The organism is Lysinibacillus sp. NPDC093692 (genome assembly GCF_050280125.1).
In the GTDB taxonomy this organism is placed as follows: Bacteria; Bacillota; Bacilli; order Bacillales_A; family Planococcaceae; genus Lysinibacillus.
Genome location: NZ_JBNNUW010000002.1, coordinates 92,375 through 116,293, shown reverse-complemented (window position 1 = coordinate 116,293; position 23,919 = coordinate 92,375). Strand labels below are relative to the sequence as shown.

General features: G+C 31.4%; 22 protein-coding genes. 13 read left to right on the top strand and 9 right to left on the bottom strand.

Features of this window, described 5'->3' with window-relative positions:
- Window positions 1-156: 156 nt before the first annotated feature.
- Window positions 157-654: a cytoplasmic protein gene (locus ACQKN4_RS03310; RefSeq protein ID WP_427482277.1), complete on the bottom strand. Its 498-nt coding sequence runs from the start codon at window positions 652-654 to the stop codon at window positions 157-159.
- Between the two features lie 565 nt (window positions 655-1,219).
- On the opposite strand from ACQKN4_RS03310, the gene ACQKN4_RS03305 reads away from it, so the two are divergent.
- The 7 genes from ACQKN4_RS03305 (at window position 1,220) to ACQKN4_RS03275 (ending at window position 5,589) form a co-directional block, all read left to right on the top strand.
- Complete coding sequence (locus ACQKN4_RS03305) at window positions 1,220-1,330, top strand: YjcZ family sporulation protein (protein WP_079561273.1); 111 nt, start codon at window positions 1,220-1,222, stop codon at window positions 1,328-1,330.
- A gap of 326 nt (window positions 1,331-1,656) precedes the next feature.
- The gene (locus ACQKN4_RS03300) at window positions 1,657-1,776 is read left to right on the top strand and encodes a YjcZ family sporulation protein (RefSeq protein ID WP_079561272.1); all 120 of its coding nucleotides are present in this window, start codon (window positions 1,657-1,659) and stop codon (window positions 1,774-1,776) included.
- Window positions 1,777-2,035: 259 nt separating this feature from the next.
- Window positions 2,036-2,149 (top strand): YjcZ family sporulation protein, encoded by a 114-nt coding sequence (locus tag ACQKN4_RS03295; protein ID WP_079561271.1) that lies wholly within the window; start codon window positions 2,036-2,038, stop codon window positions 2,147-2,149.
- A gap of 621 nt (window positions 2,150-2,770) precedes the next feature.
- Complete coding sequence (locus ACQKN4_RS03290) at window positions 2,771-3,208, top strand: LytTR family DNA-binding domain-containing protein (RefSeq protein WP_079561270.1); 438 nt, start codon at window positions 2,771-2,773, stop codon at window positions 3,206-3,208.
- A 12-nt stretch (window positions 3,209-3,220) separates the two neighbouring features.
- Complete coding sequence (locus tag ACQKN4_RS03285; RefSeq protein WP_079561269.1) at window positions 3,221-3,649, top strand: DUF3021 family protein; 429 nt, start codon at window positions 3,221-3,223, stop codon at window positions 3,647-3,649.
- A 177-nt stretch (window positions 3,650-3,826) separates the two neighbouring features.
- On the top strand, window positions 3,827-5,134 hold the full coding sequence (locus ACQKN4_RS03280; RefSeq protein WP_427482273.1) for an alpha/beta hydrolase family protein: 1,308 nt from the start codon (window positions 3,827-3,829) through the stop codon (window positions 5,132-5,134).
- Between the two features lie 194 nt (window positions 5,135-5,328).
- The gene (locus tag ACQKN4_RS03275; RefSeq protein WP_276207748.1) at window positions 5,329-5,589 is read left to right on the top strand and encodes a gamma-type small acid-soluble spore protein; all 261 of its coding nucleotides are present in this window, start codon (window positions 5,329-5,331) and stop codon (window positions 5,587-5,589) included.
- Window positions 5,590-5,896: 307 nt separating this feature from the next.
- Here the strand turns inward: ACQKN4_RS03275 and ACQKN4_RS03270 are convergent, their stop codons facing one another.
- On the bottom strand, window positions 5,897-7,849 hold the full coding sequence (locus tag ACQKN4_RS03270) for an LTA synthase family protein (RefSeq protein WP_079561266.1): 1,953 nt from the start codon (window positions 7,847-7,849) through the stop codon (window positions 5,897-5,899).
- Between the two features lie 1,000 nt (window positions 7,850-8,849).
- Window positions 8,850-9,590 carry an alpha/beta hydrolase gene (locus tag ACQKN4_RS03265; protein ID WP_240518258.1) on the bottom strand — a complete coding sequence of 247 codons (741 nt, stop codon included), beginning with the start codon at window positions 9,588-9,590 and terminating at the stop codon, window positions 8,850-8,852.
- Window positions 9,591-9,908: 318 nt separating this feature from the next.
- On the opposite strand from ACQKN4_RS03265, the gene ACQKN4_RS03260 reads away from it, so the two are divergent.
- A complete protein-coding gene (locus ACQKN4_RS03260; protein ID WP_427482270.1) occupies window positions 9,909-10,556 on the top strand; it encodes a pentapeptide repeat-containing protein in 648 nt (215 codons plus the stop codon).
- 460 nt (window positions 10,557-11,016) lie between these two features.
- Here the strand turns inward: ACQKN4_RS03260 and ACQKN4_RS03255 are convergent, their stop codons facing one another.
- Window positions 11,017-11,820, bottom strand: a complete 804-nt coding sequence (locus ACQKN4_RS03255; protein WP_427482268.1) for a polysaccharide deacetylase family protein — start codon at window positions 11,818-11,820, stop codon at window positions 11,017-11,019.
- 805 nt (window positions 11,821-12,625) lie between these two features.
- Between ACQKN4_RS03255 and ACQKN4_RS03250 the strand changes: the two genes are divergently transcribed.
- The 5 genes from ACQKN4_RS03250 (at window position 12,626) to ACQKN4_RS03230 (ending at window position 17,465) form a co-directional block, all read left to right on the top strand.
- A complete protein-coding gene (locus ACQKN4_RS03250) occupies window positions 12,626-13,294 on the top strand; it encodes a GDSL-type esterase/lipase family protein (protein ID WP_427482266.1) in 669 nt (222 codons plus the stop codon).
- 305 nt (window positions 13,295-13,599) lie between these two features.
- Window positions 13,600-14,286 carry a GDSL-type esterase/lipase family protein gene (locus ACQKN4_RS03245; RefSeq protein WP_427482265.1) on the top strand — a complete coding sequence of 229 codons (687 nt, stop codon included), beginning with the start codon at window positions 13,600-13,602 and terminating at the stop codon, window positions 14,284-14,286.
- 81 nt (window positions 14,287-14,367) lie between these two features.
- Window positions 14,368-15,774, top strand: coding sequence for an MBOAT family O-acyltransferase (locus ACQKN4_RS03240; RefSeq protein ID WP_079561262.1), 1,407 nt, complete (start codon window positions 14,368-14,370; stop codon window positions 15,772-15,774).
- A gap of 40 nt (window positions 15,775-15,814) precedes the next feature.
- Window positions 15,815-16,963, top strand: coding sequence for a DHHW family protein (locus ACQKN4_RS03235; RefSeq protein WP_427482262.1), 1,149 nt, complete (start codon window positions 15,815-15,817; stop codon window positions 16,961-16,963).
- Between the two features lie 4 nt (window positions 16,964-16,967).
- Window positions 16,968-17,465 carry a DUF4358 domain-containing protein gene (locus tag ACQKN4_RS03230; RefSeq protein ID WP_427482260.1) on the top strand — a complete coding sequence of 166 codons (498 nt, stop codon included), beginning with the start codon at window positions 16,968-16,970 and terminating at the stop codon, window positions 17,463-17,465.
- Window positions 17,466-18,285: 820 nt separating this feature from the next.
- Here the strand turns inward: ACQKN4_RS03230 and ACQKN4_RS03225 are convergent.
- The 5 genes from ACQKN4_RS03225 to ACQKN4_RS03205 all read right to left on the bottom strand — a co-directional run bounded on the left by ACQKN4_RS03225 (window position 18,286) and on the right by ACQKN4_RS03205 (window position 23,588).
- Entirely contained in the window at window positions 18,286-19,194 is a 909-nt protein-coding gene (locus ACQKN4_RS03225) for a DUF2268 domain-containing protein (RefSeq protein WP_427482258.1), read from the bottom strand.
- Between the two features lie 204 nt (window positions 19,195-19,398).
- Window positions 19,399-20,082, bottom strand: coding sequence for an N-acetylmuramoyl-L-alanine amidase family protein (locus ACQKN4_RS03220; protein WP_427482257.1), 684 nt, complete (start codon window positions 20,080-20,082; stop codon window positions 19,399-19,401).
- 121 nt (window positions 20,083-20,203) lie between these two features.
- The gene (locus tag ACQKN4_RS03215) at window positions 20,204-22,000 is read right to left on the bottom strand and encodes a sensor histidine kinase (protein ID WP_427482255.1); all 1,797 of its coding nucleotides are present in this window, start codon (window positions 21,998-22,000) and stop codon (window positions 20,204-20,206) included.
- On the bottom strand, window positions 21,997-22,680 hold the full coding sequence (locus tag ACQKN4_RS03210; protein WP_079561368.1) for a response regulator transcription factor: 684 nt from the start codon (window positions 22,678-22,680) through the stop codon (window positions 21,997-21,999). Before ACQKN4_RS03210 ends, ACQKN4_RS03215 begins: the two co-directional genes overlap by 4 nt.
- 518 nt (window positions 22,681-23,198) lie before the next feature.
- Entirely contained in the window at window positions 23,199-23,588 is a 390-nt protein-coding gene (locus ACQKN4_RS03205; protein WP_079561258.1) for a spore coat protein, read from the bottom strand.
- Window positions 23,589-23,919: the final 331 nt, after the last annotated feature.

The following is a 23,919-nucleotide window of genomic DNA, read 5'->3' as shown; positions in this document are numbered from 1 at the left end:
CTTCATTCTAGGTTTTAAAAATGATACGAGACTGAATTTTTCAAACAATTTTTTACAGCTAAAAAAACCATTCCTATGGACAGATTCCTCTGCACTTAGAAATGGCATTGTTCATTAGGCAATTATTTTAAGATTCCAATCAGAGTACTTAATCTTTTAATCAATGAAAATAGTAATACATTCACCCTTTGACAATCTTGCACTAGGTTTAATGATTTGATCATTTAATTGAATCACACCTTTTTCAATTTTTTTGATGATCTGTGATCGGCTCCAATCCTCAATTTGGTTTGCAAGCACTTTATCAATTCGATGTTTTCCTACCGCATCATCCAGTACAATGTGTATTATCTTTATTCCTTGTTCTGCTAAGCTAGATATCGCAATCGTTGACAAAATTAGAAATTCCTCTTTCTGGTCATCCATTTCAACAACATGCTCTGAGAACGTTTTATAAATAGCTAACTTTTTATTCCAAGTATGATTGTTTTCGCATTTATAAATTGCATATTGATAAATATTTTTTCCATTTGCGTTATGCCTTCGTACAGTTGTATCCGTAAAAACAGATATCGATCCACACATTTTACAGTGCTTCTTGACAGTTCGTTCTGGTAATTGAGAAAGCTTCCAGCGGAACGTAATAGTTAACATTAATCCTTCACCTCTTAAGATAAAGGTACGCAAGCGTCTATTTGGATATTTCGCTGTACAATGTGAAATTTCTTAAATAAATAAAAAAGGAGATCCTGCACAAGGACCTCCTGACACATTGAGACTACAGGGTTGCTCGGTTCCTTTGTAATGAAAAAATAGGCATACTACCCCCTTGGAAAAAAACATTGTTTTTTAAGGGGTATGCTATCCATTTTATTGATCATTACAAAGTAAAGTTTGGCATACGTGTTCTCCTGTATCCTTTCCATCCAAATGGAATTATCCTTATTTCACTATATAATTATATTTATATACAAATGGAAGGGTATTCAATTGTTGGACCTGCATAGAGCAAATCTTATCACACCTCGCCCATTGTCTTTATACACATAGCTACCTCCTATTTATATAAAGCCATTTCCAACTGAACATGACTGTAATTAACATTGTTTTCACACAAAAGAAGCAAGCAGTCCTAATTCTAAAAAAATTTAAATAGGATAAATACCCCCTTACTTTCCACAACCATACATATTATAGAAATAGAAAGGAGGAATATTTCATGGGATACTATTGCGGTGGCTCTTCAGGCGGCTATGGCGGTTCATCATTCGTTTTAATTGTCGTTCTATTTATTCTTTTAATTATTGTCGGCGCTAGTTTCATGTATTAATCTTCGGACCCTTTTTGCTCACAACAAAAAATAATAGGATATAGCTAATTAACTTTACACCTCCTTCTTTTAGGATCACTTTTATTTTAAAGTGATCCTTTTCATGTTAACTTGCCTGTAGAATTCAGAAAAAATCTATCCCTCTGCCTTCTTGAATTTCATGTAATAGCATTCAATTACTTTATATTGTTAAAATGAACTGATTACTAATCACTTTTGAGTGTCACGCCCCTTTTCTAAAATTATTTAAGCATTGTATAGTTAATAATCAATATCCCTTTTGATTACGATGCATAGTATAAATTAAAGAAGGGAGGGAATTTATTATGTCTCAAAATTGTGGCAGTGGTAGTGGTGGCGGTTATGGTACAGGTTCAGCATTCGCGCTAATTGTTGTTCTATTCATTCTTTTAATTATTGTCGGCGCTAGTTTCATGAAATATTAATACCCAATACCGCCACAAATGCTCATAACTTGTGTAAGGTAATACTAATGTAACCTTACAACTTCAAATCTGTACTAAGGGTCACAATCCTCCGGTGACCCTTTTATACTTCCTCTCCCAATGTTCAGCGCCTAAAATTACGTTCATAATCATCTAATGCTATTTTTTTCAACATTTTACTAAGGCATCCTAAGATAAATATAGCAACTCTTTTTGACAACTTTACATATTATAAAGTATAAGAAAGGAGGGATTTACTATGTCTGAATATTGTGGTAGTGGTAGTGGATATGGCAATGGCTCAGCATTTGCGCTAATTGTTGTTCTATTCATTCTTCTAATTATTGTTGGCACTAGTTTCATGAGATATTAATACCTAATACCGCCACCTATACTGCTCATAACTATTAGGATAATACAAATTTAGACTTAAAATTATCCTCCCAACTAAATCTCAACAAGGGTCACTATCCTCCGGTGACCCTTTAATATTTCCTCTATCTATGCATACTCAACTTTCAATGGCATCAAAATAAGCCACTTCATTGATATGATAGATTTTAATTGTTGATTAAATGGACTACACTTTTCATTATCAATTAACCTAAGGCCTCAACAGAATTCTTCCAACCGAGTTTCTATCTTCCATTCTAGAATGCACCTTGGCTGCATCTTTTAAGGGATACGCATGATCTATTTTTATTGGATTCAGTCTTTGTTTACGTAATAAAAATATCAGTCACCATTGGTAAAACTACGTGCTCCGTTAGTGAAATTTCTTATACTTTATCTGTAAAACGCCCTTTCTCCTACACTTGACTTAGCCGATTCTGGCTACTATCATAATATAAAATCCATACAGCAATCTGAAAGAATTCAAATAATTGTATAAAAAGGTGTTATCATTAGGATAAACAAACCTATTTAGCCATGCTTCAATTGAGTTTACAAAACTGAACAGAAATAAATAATTTGAGTTTTCGTGGGTGATCATTTGAAGATTTCAATAGAAAAAATAAGCCAAGAATTCGAAGAAGAGATTCTTATTAAGTGTCATGAAGTTGATGACGAAATAAATGAAATCATTAGCAAGCTGAAAATTGAAACCCCTATTTTACTTGGAAATCAAAATGATCGTATTCACCGCATTCAGCTAAATAATATTTATTATTTCGAGGCAGTCGAGGGAAAAGTTTTTATTTACTGCAAGGACAACGTTTTTGAGGCAAAACAAAAACTATACGAGTTAGAAGAATTATGTAAAGGAAAAAACTGTTTTCGCGCATCGAAATCAACCATTTTGAACATCACCAAAATTTCATCTGTTTATCCGACCATAAGTGGTCGATTCGAAGCGGTGCTGGATAACGGAGAACGCGCTGTTATTTCAAGGCAGTATGTGCCTGTCCTAAAAAAAATGCTTGGTTTGTAAAGAGGGATACATATGAATTTTTTTGAATTTCTGCAAAAGATCATTAAGAATTTCTTTATCATCTTCGCATCCATAATCATGATTATTACTTTGTTGCGTCAAATGTTTTATCCTGATATGGCCTTTGATTTGAAATCAATTTATATCATTATGGCATTTGCATTTTTAAGTGCATTAACCAGATTTATTTTATATTCTCCTTACGATCTAAGCGAGAAGAAAATGCGAATAAGGATTATTATTCATTTCTTCACTTTGGAGATTCTATTGATTGCCATTAGCAGCGCTTTTAATCTTATTAATAGCACATCAGAAGTAATCATTCTTGCACTGCAAATTGCCGTAATCTATATTATTGTTCGTCTACTATCATGGCAAAATGATAAAAAAGATGCAAAAAAAATCAATGAAAAACTAAAGGCATTTAAGAAGGATTTTTAGTCATAAATAATAAGCAGTTGTTGTCTATAACAAATTATTTTTGCGGTAAGCATTAGAGCTTGCCGTTTTTTTGCATCTTATTGGCCTGTGAATACAGCTTACCGTTTTTCCATATACATCCTTCCATCCGTTTCATATGATGATTTTACAAAAAAATTTTTCCAATGAGGTGGAGTTATGAATATGGGAATTTTACTTTTATTAGTCGCTTTGATTTTCGAGATTACCTTTGCCATCTATTGCCTTTCAACTAAGCAAAACCACAAAAAAATAAAGAATTGGATTAGAATTGCTGTATTTATTATATTTGTACTACTTACTATTTCATCGGTGATTGACTGGGCTTTCCGCTGGATAATGCTTGCTATACTTCTTTTCTTATTAGCCGTAAATGGGACTGTTTCTCTTATTCTTAACAAAACAAATATCAAACCATACAAAACTTCTAACATTGTGTGGAAGTCCATTATGATGATATTGACATTTGCATTAGCACTTTCACCTGTAATTATTTTTCCACAGCACCCATCACCAAAAGTGACAGGAGAATATGAAGTCGCAACCGCTACTGACACATACATTGACAAGAATCGTATTGAGGAATTTACTGACAACGGGGACAACAGATTTGTTAATGTAGAATTTTGGTATCCCAAAAATGCAGATGGAACATACCCTTTATTGGTGTTCTCACACGGGGCATACGGTATCAAGACAAGCAACAGTTCTACCTATACTGAGCTGGCAAGCCACGGTTATGTAGTCGTTTCAATCGATCATCCCTATCACTCCTTCTATACTCGTTCAGAGGATGGGACAGTAGTTATGATCAATTCAGATTTTAGTCATGAAGTCACAAATATGAATAAAGGCGTTTACTCGAATGAAGAAATGTACAATCTCATTCAAAAATGGATGAAATTACGAACAGACGATATGAATTTTGTCATTGATACGATCCTTAAAAAGTCAAAAAATGATAATAACCCCCTTTATCAACAAATCGATACAGAGAAAATTGGTGTATTCGGGCATTCTATGGGCGGTGCTGCAAGTGTGCGGTTAGGCAGAGAGCGTAATGATATAAGTGCAGTTGTAAATATTGATGCCCCGTTCTTTAGTGAGCTTGTTTATAAGAAAGAAATGGATGATTTTGTAGCTAACAGCAAAGACTTTACGCCCCATCTTCTTAACATTTATTCTGACGATGTATGGAGACAGCTTGAGAGTAACTCCATTTATATAGCAAACAACCCCAAAAATGAACACTTCAAAGAAGCATATACTGTGCATTTTCAAGGGGCGAAACATTTAAGCTTGACTGATTTACCCCTTTTCTCTCCTATACTGGCAAATATTATACAAGGAGGAAAAGCCGATATTGCTCAATCTTACTGTATTGAAACTGAAAATGAACTAATTCTTAAATTTTTTGACTTTGAATTAAAAGGAATCGGCCATTTCACTCCCAAAGAGACCTATTGAACAAAGTTTCTACCGTATTTTCATCGTTAATTAGGATACGGCGATTACCCCAGTTTATTACTGGGTTTTTTTAACTGTTCAATAATTAATAAATTACGAGGTAATATACAGTTAATGTTAGCTGGTATTAACTCTGCCTTAGGATTATTTTATTCGAATAATAAAACATCTTCTGTACAGACTACTTTCAGGAGGTGAAATCCATGAATAACAACAACCAAAACTTTAACTCGATGAACGAAGAATTTGGGAATGAGACTGATGTTCAACAAATTAAACAACAAATCCAACAGGCAGAAGCTAACAAAAATCAAGCTTCTGGTTCAGTAAACTCGATGAACGAAGAATTCGGGAATGAGACTGATGTTAATCAAATTAGACAACAAATCCAGCAAGCAGAAGCTAACAAAAATCAAGCCTCTGGTCAATTTGCAAATAAAAACAGTACAAAATAAATTGATACTCATCATCCAGAACCGGCAACCTTTATTTCTGCCGGTTTATACTATTTTAATCATCATCCCCTAAATCTACCCAGAGAATTTTATCTTTAATATGGTTAAAATAATTCTTATCATGCGTAGTATCATCACTATCTAATCATAATAACTCGCCGTTAAGAGGCTAGGTTAACACTGGTTCAAAACTATAAAAAGCACGAGAAATCAATATTAGAAACATTGATCTCTCGCGCTTTTCTGATGTGACATTATGAAAATAAAACTCTTAAATATCAATTCAACTGCTTGTATATGGTACTAGTTAATTAGATTCTACATCTGCATCTTTCGAGTAATTATACTTAGAAGGATCCACTGGCGTATAATCTGTTGGCGTATAGAATCTCAATAAGTCACCATTCACTACTTTATCTGATAGATGCAGTTTAAGATCTACTTGATCTTTGATAGTTTTCGCAAGCTCTAATTGACTATCATCTAGTAGTAAACCTGTTTTATTATCATAAAATTTCCCATTAATTGAGTAAATCGTAGGGCTGACAAAATCGCTATTTCTAAATGGTACAATTTCATCATGCTCTTTTGATAATAAGTCTGAACCAAATTGAACAAATTTTTGCGTATCAATTCCCAGTAAATGTAATAGCGTTGGAAGAAGGTCTGTTTGACCACCATAAGCATGGTTAGTCCCACCTTGCATTCCTGGAACATGTATAAATAATGGTACGCGTTGCAAATTAGCACTTTCATATGGTGTAATTTCTTTTCCAATGACTTGTTCCATCGCATCATTATGATTATCTGAAATTCCGTAATGGTCACCATAAAGAACGATCATCGTATTATCATATAAACCTGATTCTTTTAATTGGTCGAATGCTTGTTTGATTGCTTCATCTGCATAACGTGCTGTTTGGAAATAATTATCTACACTTGAATCTCCAGTATTAGCTTTATCAATTGTAACTAAGCTTTGATCCATTTTATAAGGGAAGTGGTTCCCTACCGTAATTAATTTCGTATAAAAAGGTTGTGGTAACGAACTTAAAAGATTTTCAGATTGTTTAAAGAATGGTTTATCTAACAATCCGTATTCAGCCATGTTTTCTGTAGAACCAGTATCATAATAACTAGCATCAAAGAAGTGATCGAATCCAAATGATTTATAAATTTCATTTCGATTCCAGAAGCTTCCGTTGTTACCATGGAATACAGCAGATGTATAACCATAATCTTTTAAAATACTAGGAGCTGCTTGGTACGTATTTTGTGCTTTAGTAATATAAGCAGATCCTTGTGGTAACCCAAATAAAGAATTTTCCAGCATAAATTCTGCATCAGAAGTTTTACCTTGACCTGTCTGATGGAAGAAATTATCAAAATACATTGTATTCTTATCTTTTGCTAATGAATTTAAGAAAGGTGTAACTTCTTCACCGTTTAATTTATAGTCGATTAAAAAGTTTTGGAATGATTCTAAATGTAAATAGACGACGTTCATTCCTTTTGCTGCACCAAAATATTCTGCATTGGGTTTGGCGTAGTTAGATTTTGTATAGTTCATCACTTCTGTAATATCACTACTATCCGCCAAAGCTCTCTGTGAAGATGCTTTCATCGTTTCTACTGAATCATAAATCGTATAGTTATACATTCCTAGATATTTCACAATATAGTTTCTATCAAAACCTCGAGATAATAATTGCGGACGATCAGCTTCAGCTAGCCCTAAATTTAGGACGGATATTGCCAATGCAAATGCAATGATTGCCGTTGCTTTTTTATATCCTAAACGATTAGACTCTTTTTGTACTTTTCTTGAGAATCGTAGGTAAAACATTACAAATACATCTACAAAGAACAAGATATCATAAGGTTTTAGTAAAGAAAGAACACTACCACCTAAATCTCCGAAGTTCTGCGTTTGGGTAACAGTAGGTAATGTTATGAAATCACTAAAAAATCGGTAATAAACAATATTAGCATATAAAACAATAGACATCAGAGTGTATACTACAACTAGTGATGTATATTTTCTCTTTCCACTAAATAAAAATGACAATCCTAGAAATAGCATTGCGGAACCTAGTGGATTTATTAGTAAAAGGAATTGTTGAAGTACTCCTTCTACTCCTAGTTTAAATTGTGCTGTTTGAGCGATGTATGTTTTCATCCATAACATTAAAACAGCTAATAAATATATCCCTAAAAATTTATTTAAAAGGCCATCTTTTTTACTTAATAAATTTTTCATTTTTACACCTCTTTTACTTACTTAACAATCAATTATGCCTGCGTGAAGGCCGAAACGATGTCGGTTATTTCGGTAATGCCACAAGACGTAGCGTTTTTACCGATGCAGGTCAGTAGCCGTTATCGCATACGATGATTTTAAGCTAACATTCTGTATTAACTTAGATTATAAGTATTTCACTTAAAAAATGTTACTTCACAATAGCTTTTTTCGCAGCTAATGTAGCTTACTCCCCATTTAGAATTCTGTCAAGTTGTTAAATATAATTGAAGACAGCTAGTACATTACTCCATACTTTTGTAAACCTCTTTCATAAAAACCCCCAGCATATGTTATTTTTTCAACTAACATTTACGGGGTATATAGGAATACCTCATTGTATATTAAAATGTTTATTCATATTTCCAATTTATTAGGAATAAAAGAAACATTCAGATAGCAGTATTTTCTAGTTTCTTTTACTTTAACTATTACATTCGTCATGGATTGCAATCTTCAAATACAAAATACGGTTCATTTTAGGACGAGTGACCTTTAATAAATTTTCAACAATAGTAATTCTAAAACACAATTTTAGTTTTAACAATTAATTTTGATGACATGTACCTTATAATTTTGTAAGTTTTAATTCAATAAATTTAAACTAATGTTACTGAACATTAAAGGTTAAATAAATCCAAACGCAAATCTTTTAATAATAAATCCATTAATGGTAAAAACACCATTATCATTTTAAATTATTCGAATTTTTTTAACCCTCGATTTTGTTGTCAAATGATCGGTGATCGTCTACTTTTTGTTTTCATAGTAGTTCAAATATTTAATCTCCATATTTTTCAAGTAACCTTTTCACCACTCTTTTCTTTTATAAGGGAATTAATCTCATCCCAATGTATCTTTACAGGCAGATGTAGAAAAGCGTTCCTGTAATAACAGGAACGCTTTTCTACTCTTCCCTTATAAAATTCCCACTTTAAAGATTAGTTGCTTTTTCATGAAATTACCAAGTTAAATCATTTAAGAATGTAAGAATATCTTTGTTCACGTCGTTAATGTCGGTGCCTATTGTCATTAAATGTTTAGAGTTCGGATACCCTTTTATTGTTTTTTGATTTGTTGCAACGCTTTGAAAAATCACCTCTGCACTCTCTTTATACAATGGTTCATCTAATTCACCATATAATATACGAATTGGTGAGGTTAAAAGTCTTAGTTTATTCATCGTTGTATTAATTAGCTGTTGGAACTCAATTAATGAATCGATAGACATATTCTGAAGACGTTTCAATTCTAAATTTATTTGCTCTTCATTTTTCCCTTCAAGTTGTTTGTATCCTTTTGCATAATGAAAGACACGCTTTTGGAGAAAAGCCGCTTCCCTATTTGTTGGCACTGACATTGTGACAACACCATTAATCTCCAACTCTTGACCAACTTTTAATGCAAACACACCACCAAGAGAAAGACCAATCACAGCTATTTTTTCAAAACCTTCATCCTTCAACAATTGGTACCCGTTTAGGACATCTTGCCACCAATCTGATGGTCTATATGTGAGAAGTTCTTCTGCTGTTAAACCATGCCCACTATATAATGGCGCGTAGCAAGAATAATTGTTCTTTTGTAAATACTTCCCTAACTTCTTCATATCAATAGTATTGCTAGTAAAAGAATGCAATAGTAAAACGGCCTTCTTTCCACCTTTATAGAAAAAAGGCTTAGGGGGTACTATTTTCATCATTATTTAAAATACCTCACTAACATATTCTTAGCCTTTTAATTAAGTAAATGAACATCGAATTTTTACAATTCCCTTAAAGTATAACATCATGCGTTATTGAACTACACCGCTCCATTAGGATTAACGGTCAGCAAAATATTTATGATTGACGATTTTTAGAAATGTATAAAATCACTTTTTAAAAATACTAATAAATTTATCTTTTCAAACAATCATGTTGCACACACTTTTACTAAAAAATATAGTCTTATATAATTAAGGCCTTTTATTTAAACTTTTATATTAGTAGTAAATAACTGTATTGAAAGGTGTGCTATTGTGGCAAAAGGCTTCAAAATTGAATTACCAAAATTACCATTACATTTAGAAAAAGCGAATTTTCAAGATATTTATTATGAAGAAGAACCATATTTATCAAACTGCATGATCTCTAACACTGTAATTGATAACGAGGATGTCGAAAGACTAATTTTATCAAAAGTTATTTTTAAAAATGTAAGATTCATAAATGTTACTTTTAGAAAAATTGATTTGACTGATGTAATTTTTGAAAACTGTGATTTATCTAATTCCAGCTTTTGTGAAGGCATCATACATCGAGTCAAATTTAAAAACTGTAAAACATTAGGGCTAGATTTTTCAGAATCTAATTTAGGAAACGTTTCTTTTGAAAATTGTATTGCAAATTTATGTAACTTTTCTGAGACTCGTTTAAAACAAGTAATATTCGATAATTCAAATCTACAGGGTGCGAACTATTATGAATGCTCTTTTAATAAGGTAATATTTTCTCAAAGTGATATTAATGATGTTGATTTCTCGCAAACGTCACTACAAGGCATTGATATTAGCACATGTAAATTTGAAAGACTTAATGTTACGTTGGAAAGCTTGAAAGGCTGTGAAGTATCCTCGGAACAAGCGGTTGGATTTGCTTCATTGTTAGGATTAAAGGTTAAAGGTTAAAGCTTAAAACTGATAAAAATTCAATTTACATTTCTTAGCTGTAGCGTGAAACGAGGCCGCGGCTATTTTACACCCGCTGAAAAGTAGCTTAAATTCACATCCATCTGACCAACTATAGAGGTGGGAGACTTCCGCAACAGACGTTGTGCTTTCGCATAAGACAGTTGCTGAAAGAAATTAAATCTAGTTTCTCAGGCTATGAACTATACAAACAACGTCATCACGACATATAAATAGTAATGTAAAGCTAATTTAGCCTTACACCTCCGAATTTTGTTACTGAGGGTCACTCCTATCCCAAGTGACCCTTTTTATAGTTTCTTCCCTCTAGGTGTTCAGTAGGGAAAAAGCCGATTTTCTTTATGAAAGATCGGCATATTGCTTGATTATTTGTTTAAAAAAATTAAAAGTTCTCCTTTTTTATTAGCAAAAACTACAGTCTAAAAATAATATTTATCTGTTATAGTCGGTGATCCTTTTGGAAGTTTAGATAAAAATGGCTTGCATCGTTGTATACTCCAAATTCATATCCTTGCTCCTTATAAAATTTAATGATATCAGGAAGAGCATGGAACGTTTGTGGTTTTTCATGCATCAAAACAACTTCTACATCTTCTGTTGTTTGTCTTTTTACATTTTCTATAATCTGATTTGGATTATCTTTTAATTCCCAATCACGAGAATCAATTGTCCAATCCCACACCATTATTTCAGATTCTGCAATTTGATTGCGAATTTCTTTACTCTCCAATCCTGGTGCAGACCCATACGGTGGACGAACTAGTTTAGGATTTGTACCGGTAATATCATATATAAGCGCTAACGTTTCTTTCATCTCTGGTACGAATTGTCCTTTTTTATATAGCTTATCACTATTATGTGACATACTATGTGCACCAATATAATGTCCCTCTATTACTGCTCGCTTTACACTTTCCTGATAATTTGTATTTTGCAAATTACTTCCTATCATAAAAAATGTTGCCTTAATATTTTGTTCCTTTAATACTTCTAAAAATTGACTTGTTAATGTAGTAGGACCGTCATCAAATGTTAAATAAACAACTTTCTCGACTGGCTTTTTATCAGGGCTTTCTTGCTTCTTTGGTGATGCATCATATAGTTCTTTTTCATGTTGTTGCATATTTGCTGGAATAGAGTTTAACTTTCCAATAAAAAAGAATATGAAAAAAGATATTGCTAGAACAATTCCTAGGGATTTTACTACCTTTATTACATTTATTTTATTCTTTGATTCTTTCATTATTTGTCTATCCTCTCTCTATTAACTATTACTTGTTATAAAGCTGAACCTTTTCTATTAGATTTATTATCTTCAAATGTTTATTACAATAAATAGTCTATTGGAGATAGATAAAGATAACATGCAGATAATATCTAAGTAAGCTAAAGAATAGTATTATTTACACTTATGTCATTACAATTTGTAATCAATACAAACAAAATAAAAATACTATTCTTCCTGGTTATAAAAATTTGAAAGAATAGTATTTTTTATAAATTAGTTAAATAAAAATTTTGCCATTCACTATACTTATTTTCGTTTTCTCCTAGAATTTTGTTGAACTCATTCCTTGGATTAAGGATATCAATCTAATTATTAACTACTTTTATTTATTCCAATTCATTATTTTCCTATCAACTAAGGGATTATGATTTTTAATTCTTTACTTACATCTTGCCTGACTGTGCGTGAGAAAGTGTCAATGTTGCTACAATTGCTATGGTAACTCCTAATGCGCTATCCAGGTAACTGAAGATAGTGATACATCTCGAAAGATTACATTTGGATTCTGAACGATACGTCTTTTCTTTTTATTATCATGGTAGTACAGATCCACTAGCTAACGATCTATTAACACGTTCATTTACTATAGAAAATATTGATTCTTCTAATAGTTAAAACTACCTTATTTTAATTCTTTAATTTACCTCAATCTAATCTGCATTTAATCTTTATCTCCATCTATTAACTTATATTCAGAACGATTTGCAAAACACTTTATATGCAAAGCCTAGACAAGACATAATACGAAAGGAAACTGTCTATGATAAAAAAACTGATTACAATCCCATTGTTAGGAATTACTGTCTTATCGGCTTGCGGAAATCTCGATAGCGAGAAAAAAATCGCTAAATCGGATTATTCTTCCACAATGTTTGAAAAAGAATCCTCCCCTGTGTCTAATATAGATACTTCTACATTTGGATCCGTTTTTAGAACAAGTGTATTTTTAGGAGATTCAATAACAGATGGACTTCATGATCTTGATTTATTGGACGAGGCTAACGTAGTAAGTGCTATTGGGAAATCAATTGGAGATGCTCATAAAGATGTTGAACAAGTAGTTAACCAAAAGCCGAAAAATATATTTATTTTGCTTGGACTATGTAATCTTATCGATACAAAAGAATCTGCTATAACTCAATACTCTCAACTGATTCAAGAAATAAAAGAAAAATTACCTGACACAAAGATAAATATCCTATCGATTACACCCGTTACACCGGAACGTGCACAGAAAGAAATGCGCTATCAAAATATTAATGATTTTAATGAAGGTTTTAAAACGTTAGCGAAAAACGAACGAGTAAATTTCATCGACTTATCTCCGATATTCAAAAATAGTAAAGATCTGTATGTGAAGGACGGTATACATTTTAAGCCTGAATTTTACTCAATTTGGTTGGAGTACTTAAAAAATCAAATGAAATAAACCCTTAAAGGCATACAAAATCGTATTTATTATATAAAACTAATACAAAAGGAAGCGAACTATTGCTACAAGCAACAATTCGCTTCCTTTTTAATTATCACAATACATATTCTCTAAATTGAATTTGCATAATAACAACATTAAATTTTTTTGTTCCTTTCCTTCACTTTGTCTATTCTTTAAATGATTTATATCTTATCTGCATCTTATCTTTATCCAAAAGCATTAATCTATATTTTGTAAACGCCAGATGCTTATGCAAACACTATCGCTTACAAAAAATATGATTTGAGAGGAAGAAAAAGATGTTAAAGAAAGTATGTATTTGTCTAATGATGGGGGCTATTGCACTAACCTCCGCAGCCTGTGCAGATAAGGGAACTGAAAAAACTTCGAATACAGTCACACTAAATACCTCGCATGAAAAAAAACCGGAAGACATATATAAATCTATTTTTAAAAATAGTTTGTTTTTTGGAGATTCTGTTACAGAAGGACTTAATTATCAAGAATTAATCGATGATATAAATGTTATCGCTGACGCAGGTAAAGTTACAGTTATGGCATTAGAGGGGGATGTTGACAAAGTAGTAGAAAGAAACCCTGAACATATTTTTATGAGTTTTGGAATTAATGATTTACTAATGCCAATGGATCTTGAAGGAAACCCTATCGATAATCCAGTCAAGTATTCATTAGATAATTATTCAATACTAATACAAAAAGTAAAAGAAAAGCTTCCTAATGTAAAAATACACATTTTATCTGTAACACCTGTTACGGATAAAGCATTACAGGAGTTTCCACAATATATACACATTGATGAATATAATGCGAAACTTAAAGAGTTAGCAAAAGCTGAAAAAGCAGAATACATTGATCTATCTCCGATTTTTGATAAAAATACAGATTTACATGATGAAGATGGCGTACACTTTAAAGCTAATTATTATACGCAGCTACTCGACCTTGTAAAAATTTCTGTTAAGTAGTGTCCATATTTAAAAATTTACAGTCTAGAGGGACTGTAAATTTTTAAAAAGTAAGTTTAACTATTTAGGAGGTGACGAATCTTGGTATTCAGCAGCTTAATTTTTCTTTTTGTATTTTTACCATTAACAATTCTTTTATATTATATATCCCCTAAGTTTCTTCGGAACTTTGTATTATTTATAGTCAGTCTAATTTTTTACGCCTGGGGTGAACCAGTATATATAGTCATTATGATATTCTCCACCCTATTTGACTATGTGAATGGAGTACTTATAGACAAATATAGAAGTCGCAAGGGTATTACAAAAGCTATATTCATTAACTCAATCATAATAAATTTAGGATTACTTGGATTCTTCAAATATTATGGTTTCGTAGTGGACAACATCAATACCCTTTTCAACTTAAATATTCACGTTGAGACTCTCCCTCTTCCAATAGGAATCTCTTTCTATACATTCCAAACGATGTCTTATGTGATAGACGTATATTTAGGTAAAGTACATGCACAAAGAAATATTATTTCTTTCGGTACTTATGTAACAATGTTCCCACAACTTGTCGCAGGGCCTATTGTAAAATACAGCGATATTGATAAACAATTACAAGATAGAAAAGTAACATTAGATCGTTTTGGCGAAGGAATGGAGCTATTTATTAGAGGTCTTGCACTAAAAGTACTATTAGCTAATAATATAGGACTTCTTTGGACGAGTGTTAAATCAACCTCTATGTCAGACCTAACTATTTTAACAGCATGGATTGGGATTATTGCATTTGCCTTCCAAATTTATTTTGATTTTAGAGGATACTCGGCTATGGCTCAAGGTTTAGGGAAAATGTTTGGTTTTGATTTTCCAGAAAACTTTAACTATCCCTATATATCGAGAAGTGTCACCGAGTTTTGGCGTAGATGGCACATTTCACTAGGCTCTTGGTTTAGAGAGTATGTATACATCCCTCTTGGGGGAAATCGGGCAGGACTACTCAAACAGCTTAGAAATTTGTTAATAGTATGGTTCTTAACAGGATTATGGCATGGAGCTAGCTGGAATTTTGTTGTTTGGGGGCTGTACTTCGGATTATTTGTAACACTAGAAAAGCTATTTCTTTTAAAATGGCTTAAAAATAGAATGCGTATTATTGCACATGTGTACACACTTATTATCGTATTAATTGGATGGGTATTTTTTGAATTTGATAACTTATCAGTAGCAATTAGTTTCATCGGAACAATGTTTGGCTTTAATCAAACTGCTTTCTTGGATAATAATACACTCTATTATCTATCAACTAATTTTATGCTATTTTGCATCTTAACTATTTGTTCAACACCATTCCCCAAAAAGGCACTTGTTTATATAAGAGAACAATTGAAATTGCCAGGCGCTATTTGCATGCCAATCTTTTATGTAATATTAGTAGTTCTTTCAACTGCATATTTAGTAAACGACACTTATAACCCATTCCTATATTTTAGATTTTAATTTTTATCTATATCATATTTAGTTGAAAGAGGTGAGTTATTTGAATACTTATGAAAAAATATACAAACGTATAATGGCATGTTTGTTGTCACTGTTTATAGGTGGAATGTTCACTATTAATTTATTAACTCCAAACAAATCATTTTCAGATTCAGAGAATAGAAACTTAGAACAGTTACCCGCGTTCTCTATTCAAAATCTTTTAGATAAAAAATTCACTCCTAACTATGAAAAATATATTTCTGACCAGTTTGCATATAGAGATTTTTGGATCAGCATGAAATCTGATATAGATCGAACAATCGGTAAAAAAGAAAATAACGGAGTGTATATCGGTAAGAATGGTTTTTTATTTCAAAAATTTAACAAACCTGAAGATCAAGATGTGAAAAGTAAAATTGAAGCAATCAATAATTTTCATCTTGCAAATCCAAATGTGCAAAAACACGTAATGTTGGTACCTACGGCAATTAGTATTTTAGAAAATAAACTTCCTAATTATGTTTCGCGTGTTGATGAGGTTACGTATATTGATAAAGTAAAGAAATCCTTGAATAAGGAAATTAATTTTATTGATGTATACCCAATATTGAGTTCAAAAAAGAATGAATATATATTTTATAAAACCGATCATCATTGGACTACTAAAGGCGCATATTATGCCTACCTAGAGTTGAGTAAAAATATGAAATTTACTCCTATCCAAAAAGGGTCATTCAACATAAAAAAAATTACGAATAGTTTCTATGGTTCACTATATTCAAAAGCAGGTTTTAGACATATAGATCCGGATAGCATTGAAATATACGAGCCTAAGGAAGCTATCAAATACAAAGTGGAGTATGTCGATGAAGCGAAAACCTCTCAATCCCTTTATGAGATGAATAACATTAAGAAAAAAGATAAATATACTGTCTTTTTCAACGGAAATCATCCATTCGTGAAGATAACAACTGAAAATACGAATGGAAAAAAATTATTAATTGTAAAAGATTCTTATGCAAATGCCTTACTTCCCTTTTTACTATCACATTTTAGTGAAATTCATATAATTGATCTTAGATACTATACCGATAACCTAAATATGTTCATACAAAAAAACAAAATCGAAGAAATGCTACTGCTTTACAATGCAAATACTTTCTTTGAGGATTCATCTATAACTGATTTAAACGACAAGGAGAATTAAACCTATGAGAAATATAATAAAATCTTTTAATATAAAATCTGTTATTACTATTTTTGCTTGCACAATTACACTAGTAGTTTTAAGTGGTTGTTCTGGAAAACAAGAAACATCTGATAACCCTTCCGCTATAGAAATAGGAAAACAAATAAAACAAACTACAAATATAGAAGAAATGAAAGAAGGAGATCATAAAAAACTTCAAAAGTTATATAACATAAATGCTGATGAAGTGGACAGTTTTGTTCTTTTTACTGCCCCTACAAACATTAATGCTGATGAAATAACTGTGATTAAAGTAAAAGATATGAAAAATGTAGACACCATGAAAGAGAAAATTTCAAATAGAATCGAAAAAAAATCAAAAAGTTTTAAAGACTATTTACCAGAAGAATATTTCCTAATAGAAAAACATGTCTTGAAAACAAAAGATAGCTATATTCTCTTAGCAATTTCAAAAGACTCTGATGAAATAGAAAAAACATTTGATAAAGCCCTTAAATAACTAAAATAGAGAGTGTTCCCCACTCTCTATTTTATTGTATTAAACTACAACGAATGTATTTAAATGCTTATACGTTTCCTTCTTTACTATACTTCCCTAACCACGATCTACTTTTAATGGTATATCTTCTATCCATCATTATCAAAGGCGTAGATTTGTAATAAAGTTTGATTAAAATAACTTTATCAATCTTTATTTGAGAACAATCTAAAGAGCATGTTTTGAAAAAAGATTGATCAAAACATGCTCTTATTTAATATGGAAGATTAAATTTTTTTATTAAAAGTTTGATTATTTTTGAAACCCTTATTGCACTAAAGCACCTCGTTATTGCAATAAGAAACTTAGGATAGGAGGTGATAATAATAATAGAGCAATTGAAATCAGCCATTTTGTCAATGTTTTTGAGAGTTTGTCATTAACATCTCCTTTATACCATCCACTAAATTGTAGTTTATTTCGATATAATACAGTAAATAGAATTAAAATTGAGATTACCATCATGATTCCATAAGTATTCGAATATTTCATCCCTAATTTTCGGTAGATATAAACAATAATATTGCCTGAAATCAAATAAAAGATTATGAGTAAAAAAACATTCTTATGAAATCTAATAGTACCCTCACTACATTCACTCTCCAAGCTTTTATTTAATATTTATTTTACCACATATATCCACATTGTGTTTGACTATCCTGTTCCGTTCGTTTCAGTAGAAAAAGGCTCTACTCCTTATTGAAGTAAAGCCCCGTTGCCCGTTCACTTAACGATTCACTGTATGAGTTATAAATGAAGTGAACTGCAAATTTAAAAATTATCAATCGAAAAATTTAGAGACTCTTATTATTTCTTCAGTGGGCGTCAGTGTCGCTTCAGCAATACTCTTGCTACTGTTGGCTAAGTATTGCTTAATCAAGTGGTAACCAATCGTATAACCAGCATTCGCTGATAAACCAACAGGACTGTACCCTTGCTTCTTTGCAACCTCATCACCAAACATATAAGCTGAAACTTCTCCAAAACCTTTAGTCTTTCGTCCTTCTTTTATCACTTCGATTGAGTACTCCATCTCTTCTTTATCAAAATCCTCAATCCAAGGTCCTATCAATTCTTTCCCATACATTTCTTCAGCAAAACATTCGGCTAAGCCTTCCAATACTAAATATTCTTCTACAGTCACGTCACCATGATTAAATGGTTCAAATGTAAAACGTACATTATGATTAAACTCGTGTGCTAAAGCTGATTTTAATCGTTTCTTATTAAAGTCATTTGGAATAACCATTAGTATAATAAATCCTGGTATACCACCAAAACCTGAATATCCTTTATTTACTTTCATTTCTTGACTATCTTCATCCCCTAAAAGAATATTTACATAGATTTCTTCTAGTGGAATAGAATAACCAATCTTTTCAAATTCATCAATTCCTTTTGAAATCACTTCCTGATAGTCTTCAAAGATCTTAGACTCTATAAGTTCTGGCAAATTATCCTTAACCTGTTGAATAGATTTTCTTGGAGTCCAAATCCCTAACATCGCTGAAGCCATAATAATATCGTATCCATTAGATTGCGTTGCTTTTAACGGTACATTTAGATAATTCCACATTGCTTTCATTGGTTGCATCAATTCATATCGGAATGAGTCCTCATTACCATTTCCTACTAAACACTTATCATAGAATTCTAAGCTATTGATTAAGTTGATTTTTATTATTTCCACGTTATCTCCTCCTTTTCTAATAGCCTAATCATTTACGCAACGTCAATGTAAAGCTTTTAATGCTTTATATTAATCACTATTGTTAAATGAAAAACAAACATCTTCTTCAACTAAGAGTCCTGTTAGTTAATTCAACATACAAAAAATACAATTCCCTCTGATTAAATAATAAAGAAAGAATTGTATTTTCAATTTATTTTTTTGTTAACTAGTAAGATACTCAATAATGCCATCAGCAATACCTTGTTGTGTTTTAGCTTGAAATTCTGCTGAATTCATTCTTCTTTCATCATCCTCATTCGATGTAAATCCTAACTCAATTAAAATTGCTGGTGAAGAATTTTCCCTTAAAACAAGAAAATCACTACCTTGAACACCTCTATCGCGAGTATCTATCTTTTTACTAAAAATAGATCTTTGTATGATTTTAGCTAATTGCTTGTCTTTTCTTTTATTAACTCCAAAATGAGTTGTTATTCCTTTTACATTTGTATCCTCAAAAGCATCATGATGAATGCTAATATATAGATCTGCTGAATGGTCATTGGCTACTTTGACACGTGCTTGTAATTCTTCTTTTTGATCCGTTTCTGGAAGTAAACTAGTATCCTCTTCACGTGTTAAAATAACTTTTGCATCCGTTCTACCTTCTATCTCTTTTTTTATATTTTGAGCTACTTTTAAATTTAGGTCTTTTTCAATTGTTCCTAGGAGCTTTCCTGTAGTCCCTCTATCTCTTCCACCATGCTCAGGATCAATGACATTCTTTTTTCCACTCAAGCGGAAATCTTCTTTTGGTATATTTTTCTGTCCTTTAGCACTTACTAAACTATAGCCTGTGCCTACTATTAACATAATAATTATAAACAATATCGCTCTTTTGTTCATTTCAACTATCTCCTATCAGCTTTCAACTCATTTTCTAATGAAAATATTAATGAATACTGATAAAGATAAAATGCAGATAAGATCGATTTTGTTTAAAATTAAAAACGTGTAGAACTTAAATCTACACGTTTTTATTTAAATAGAAATAAAATAATACGCCATCTTCAGTATTTGATACACCATATTGTACGCCATGTAATTCTAAAATATTTTTAGAAATAGCAAGCCCTAATCCTGTCCCACCTTTGGAACGTTTACGGGAGGTATCCCCCCTATAAAAACGATCCCATATTTTCTCTAAATGTTCTGGAGCGATATGTGCCCCTTTATTTTCTACACATACCTTTACGCGTTCTTCTTCTTCAATAGTTGAAATAATAATATTTTCGTTTTCTGGCGTATAACGAATAGCATTGGTAATAAAGTTCGTAATTACTTGTTCAATTCTATTTTGATTTGCAACTACTTCAATTTTAGAAAGATATTTATGGACATGTAATTGCTTATTAGTTATGTCTAAAGCTACTTGCTCGTATATATATTCTATAATCTCATCAATAAAGAAAATATCCATTTCCATCTTATACGTACCGGACTCAAATTTTGCTAGCTCCAGCATATCAATGATAAGCGTATCCATTTTATCTACTTCTTTTGACATTGCCTTAAAGTAATAATCTTTTTTATTACTAGCGACCCCGTCTTCCAAAATTGAAATACAGCTTTTCATAATACTTAAAGGCGTTTTTAATTCATGTGAAACGCCGGAAATAAACTCTTTACGTGTATTTTCTAATTGTTTCTCTTTCTCTATATCTTCCTGTAGCTGAATAATATACGAATTCAAAGTTTTTGAAAGCGTATTAATATTGTGCGATAAACTGCCAATTTCGTCTTTCGTAGTAATAGGTATCATTTCCGAAAAATCTAAATCCGCGATTTTTTTGGTCGTATTATTTATTTGTAACAATGGTTTAGCAATTTTTTTGGAGTAGTAGAATGATACTAAAACTATAAGAAGCAATACAAATATAATTAAATATACATAATAATCTTGTATCATCTGAACGGCTTCATCTACTGGTTGTAATGATGTCATAGCAAAAATATAATTTGTTTTACCATTTGAATCTTTTATAGGTTTAATTATTAGTTTATATTTAACACCATTCTCTTCATAATCCATTATTTCTGTAGAATCAAAATTAGTATTAGTATGATTTTCATTCATCATTAAATTCACTTGAAATTGTTTTATCCTGTTGATCAACACACGATTGGCATAAATAAAATTTGTCCCTACGATCCCCTGTGGGAGTTGTACTTTCTTAATACTACCTACTACATATATTTGTGAGTTTGTTTTTGGTATAGGTTCTGCAGTTTGTTTTCCATATAACATTTCTGATAGTTGCTTATTCTCTAAAGCAACATTACCATTTTCAACTGTTAAAATTGCAGGAACTATTGTTTCACCTTTTTGTATGCCATCAATAGTAATTCGATTGCCCTGCTCTAAAAGAAAAGCCGTTCGATGTATATCTTCTACATCGATAAAACTATACAGTGGGATATGAATGACACGATTAGAAAAATTCTTGTTTTTAGAAGGATCTAATTGTATTTCTAATGAAAAATCATTTGCAGTTTTAATATTTCCTACACTATCTAACGTTGTAATCCATGATGTATTTTCTTGGTAGAAATTTTGTTCCAGCTCTTGAATTGTTTTTAAATCATTCTCGGCCTTTACATATTCTTTTTCAAAAGACTCAATACTTGTTTTAATTTCATTGACCTTTCTGTTAGCATAATATTGCTTAAAAAAAAGGGTTTGTCCAATAAAAATAGTAACTAAAATAAGTGTACATAATGCTGTTGTTAGCAAAAATAATTTGAATACAATCCCTTTTTTCATACATTCCCCTCAAATTTATATCCAGCCCTGACAACAGTTACAATACAAGTTGCTTTATGTCCTAATTTATGACGTAAATTACGAATATGACTGTTGACTGTACGATCATCCCCAGCAAATTCATAACCCCAAATTTTAATTATTATTTGTTCTCTCGTAATAATAATCCCTTGATTCTGCATTAAATACGTTAATATTTCAAATTCGGTATGTGTTAGAGTTATAGTTTCTCCATCTACAGTTACTGCACGTGAGGGAAAATGTACATAGATGCCACTACTGGATAATGTATCTTCATTTGATTCAATTGCTGAAGAATTTCGACTTTCAATTAATCGTTTCGCTCTTGCTAATAAAATTGGTGGACTATAAGGCTTCGTAACATAATCATCTGCCCCTAGCTCAAAACCAAGTAATGTATCATCTTCATCTACACGCGCTGTCAACATAATGATGGGTACATTAGATGTTTTACGAATCCTTCTACAAACAGACCATCCATCTAACTCTGGCAGCATAATATCTAAAATAATTAAATGTACTTCATGTTCTTCAAATATCGTTAAAGCTTCTTTTCCATCTGCTGCTTCTAACACATCGTAACCTTCATTTAATAAATAATCTTTAACGATTTCACGTAAAATATCTTCGTCTTCTACAATTAAAATTGTTTTTTGCATTATTTGCTCCAATCTTTCTCTTATAATTACATTGTTTTCCATTTCTATACTTTTCAATTCATAAATTTCACTATGTTTTTCTTTTAATTTCATTGTATCAAAATGAGATATAGATAAAATGAATTTAATTTTTAGAAAAATACTCTTTTCCATATTATTTTTAAAATTCTTTTGAAATTCGCAATAAGAATAAGAATGTTTTCCTTAAACAATTAAACAATTAGAGGTATATCGTTATGTAAAAAATGTCCATATAACAATCTACTATGACACTTTTAGTGGTCTCTTGCCTGTAACGTTTTACTCATTGAACAAAGGCTTGGGAATTACATCTAATGGTTATGAAGATACTTCACTTTTCCATCAGACCTCCCCAGAAAAGCGTATACACTTTCACACCATCTCTCCGCCTCATTTACTCGATATTGGATTTGCATGCCAGGCGTATAAAAAAACAAGCACCCAATAAAATTGGTCGCTTGTTTTTTGTACCCCTACATTTAAAATGGCAATAACATTTAGTTAATGAAATCTTGAGGAATACATTCACGAACACCAGAATTTCTCAAGGAGTTAAATAAAGCTGCACCGATTCTTAATAAAACATTGTTATCAGTACCATTTTCTAAATCATAAATTACGTAATATGCATTATCAACTGTAAAAATACATTTTCGTTCTAATTTAAATCCAGGTGGTACAGTTGGAAGATTAATAACTGGTCGAATCACAGGTGTATCTCCTTCATCTCTAATAAAATTGAAAGTTTGTTGGTCAATCTCATAGATATTAACCGGATCAATCTCCACACCTTGTTCTGGAATTGTAATTTCATCTTCAACTAATAGGAAAAAGCGTTCGTTTCGAAAATTGAAAAGACTTCTCGCTCCAATTTCAAATGATGCCATTTTATATTCACCTCCTCTTCATATATTAAGTTTATTCATATCGAATAAAGTTGCTTAGACAAAAAGGAAGGTGGAGTAAAGAGTAGAAATTATTATATTTTCAATACTTATAATACTCATGGTTGTTCGTCCGATTTTATCTCAGGAATTATTGTTACGAGCGATGGAAGATACATAGAACCTACATGAAATCCTATAACAATTCCAATCTCTGATAAACCGTGTATGTACTAGTATCTCTTTTGAAAAGAATTAATAAAGTTATTTAATTTTACTCAAAAAGATAAGAGCCTTGCTACAAATTATAAGTAGCAAAGCTCTTTATGTTGTT

Bases quoted from the DNA above. Each gene is read 5' to 3' on its own strand.
- ACQKN4_RS03270 (WP_079561266.1), bottom strand. From the start codon at position 7,849: ATGAAAAATTTATTAAGTAAAAAAGATGGCCTTTTAAATAAATTTTTA.
- ACQKN4_RS03310 (WP_427482277.1), bottom strand. From the start codon at position 654: ATGTTAACTATTACGTTCCGCTGGAAGCTTTCTCAATTACCAGAACGA.
- ACQKN4_RS03285 (WP_079561269.1), top strand. From the start codon at position 3,221: ATGAATTTTTTTGAATTTCTGCAAAAGATCATTAAGAATTTCTTTATC.
- ACQKN4_RS03220 (WP_427482257.1), bottom strand. From the start codon at position 20,082: ATGAACAAAAGAGCGATATTGTTTATAATTATTATGTTAATAGTAGGC.
- ACQKN4_RS03245 (WP_427482265.1), top strand. From the start codon at position 13,600: ATGTTAAAGAAAGTATGTATTTGTCTAATGATGGGGGCTATTGCACTA.
- ACQKN4_RS03215 (WP_427482255.1), bottom strand. From the start codon at position 22,000: ATGAAAAAAGGGATTGTATTCAAATTATTTTTGCTAACAACAGCATTA.
- ACQKN4_RS03280 (WP_427482273.1), top strand. From the start codon at position 3,827: ATGAATATGGGAATTTTACTTTTATTAGTCGCTTTGATTTTCGAGATT.
- ACQKN4_RS03295 (WP_079561271.1), top strand. From the start codon at position 2,036: ATGTCTGAATATTGTGGTAGTGGTAGTGGATATGGCAATGGCTCAGCA.
- ACQKN4_RS03265 (WP_240518258.1), bottom strand. From the start codon at position 9,590: ATGATGAAAATAGTACCCCCTAAGCCTTTTTTCTATAAAGGTGGAAAG.
- ACQKN4_RS03210 (WP_079561368.1), bottom strand. From the start codon at position 22,680: ATGCAAAAAACAATTTTAATTGTAGAAGACGAAGATATTTTACGTGAA.
- ACQKN4_RS03305 (WP_079561273.1), top strand. From the start codon at position 1,220: ATGGGATACTATTGCGGTGGCTCTTCAGGCGGCTATGGCGGTTCATCA.
- ACQKN4_RS03250 (WP_427482266.1), top strand. From the start codon at position 12,626: ATGATAAAAAAACTGATTACAATCCCATTGTTAGGAATTACTGTCTTA.
- ACQKN4_RS03230 (WP_427482260.1), top strand. From the start codon at position 16,968: ATGAGAAATATAATAAAATCTTTTAATATAAAATCTGTTATTACTATT.
- ACQKN4_RS03300 (WP_079561272.1), top strand. From the start codon at position 1,657: ATGTCTCAAAATTGTGGCAGTGGTAGTGGTGGCGGTTATGGTACAGGT.
- ACQKN4_RS03205 (WP_079561258.1), bottom strand. From the start codon at position 23,588: ATGGCATCATTTGAAATTGGAGCGAGAAGTCTTTTCAATTTTCGAAAC.
- ACQKN4_RS03255 (WP_427482268.1), bottom strand. From the start codon at position 11,820: ATGAAAGAATCAAAGAATAAAATAAATGTAATAAAGGTAGTAAAATCC.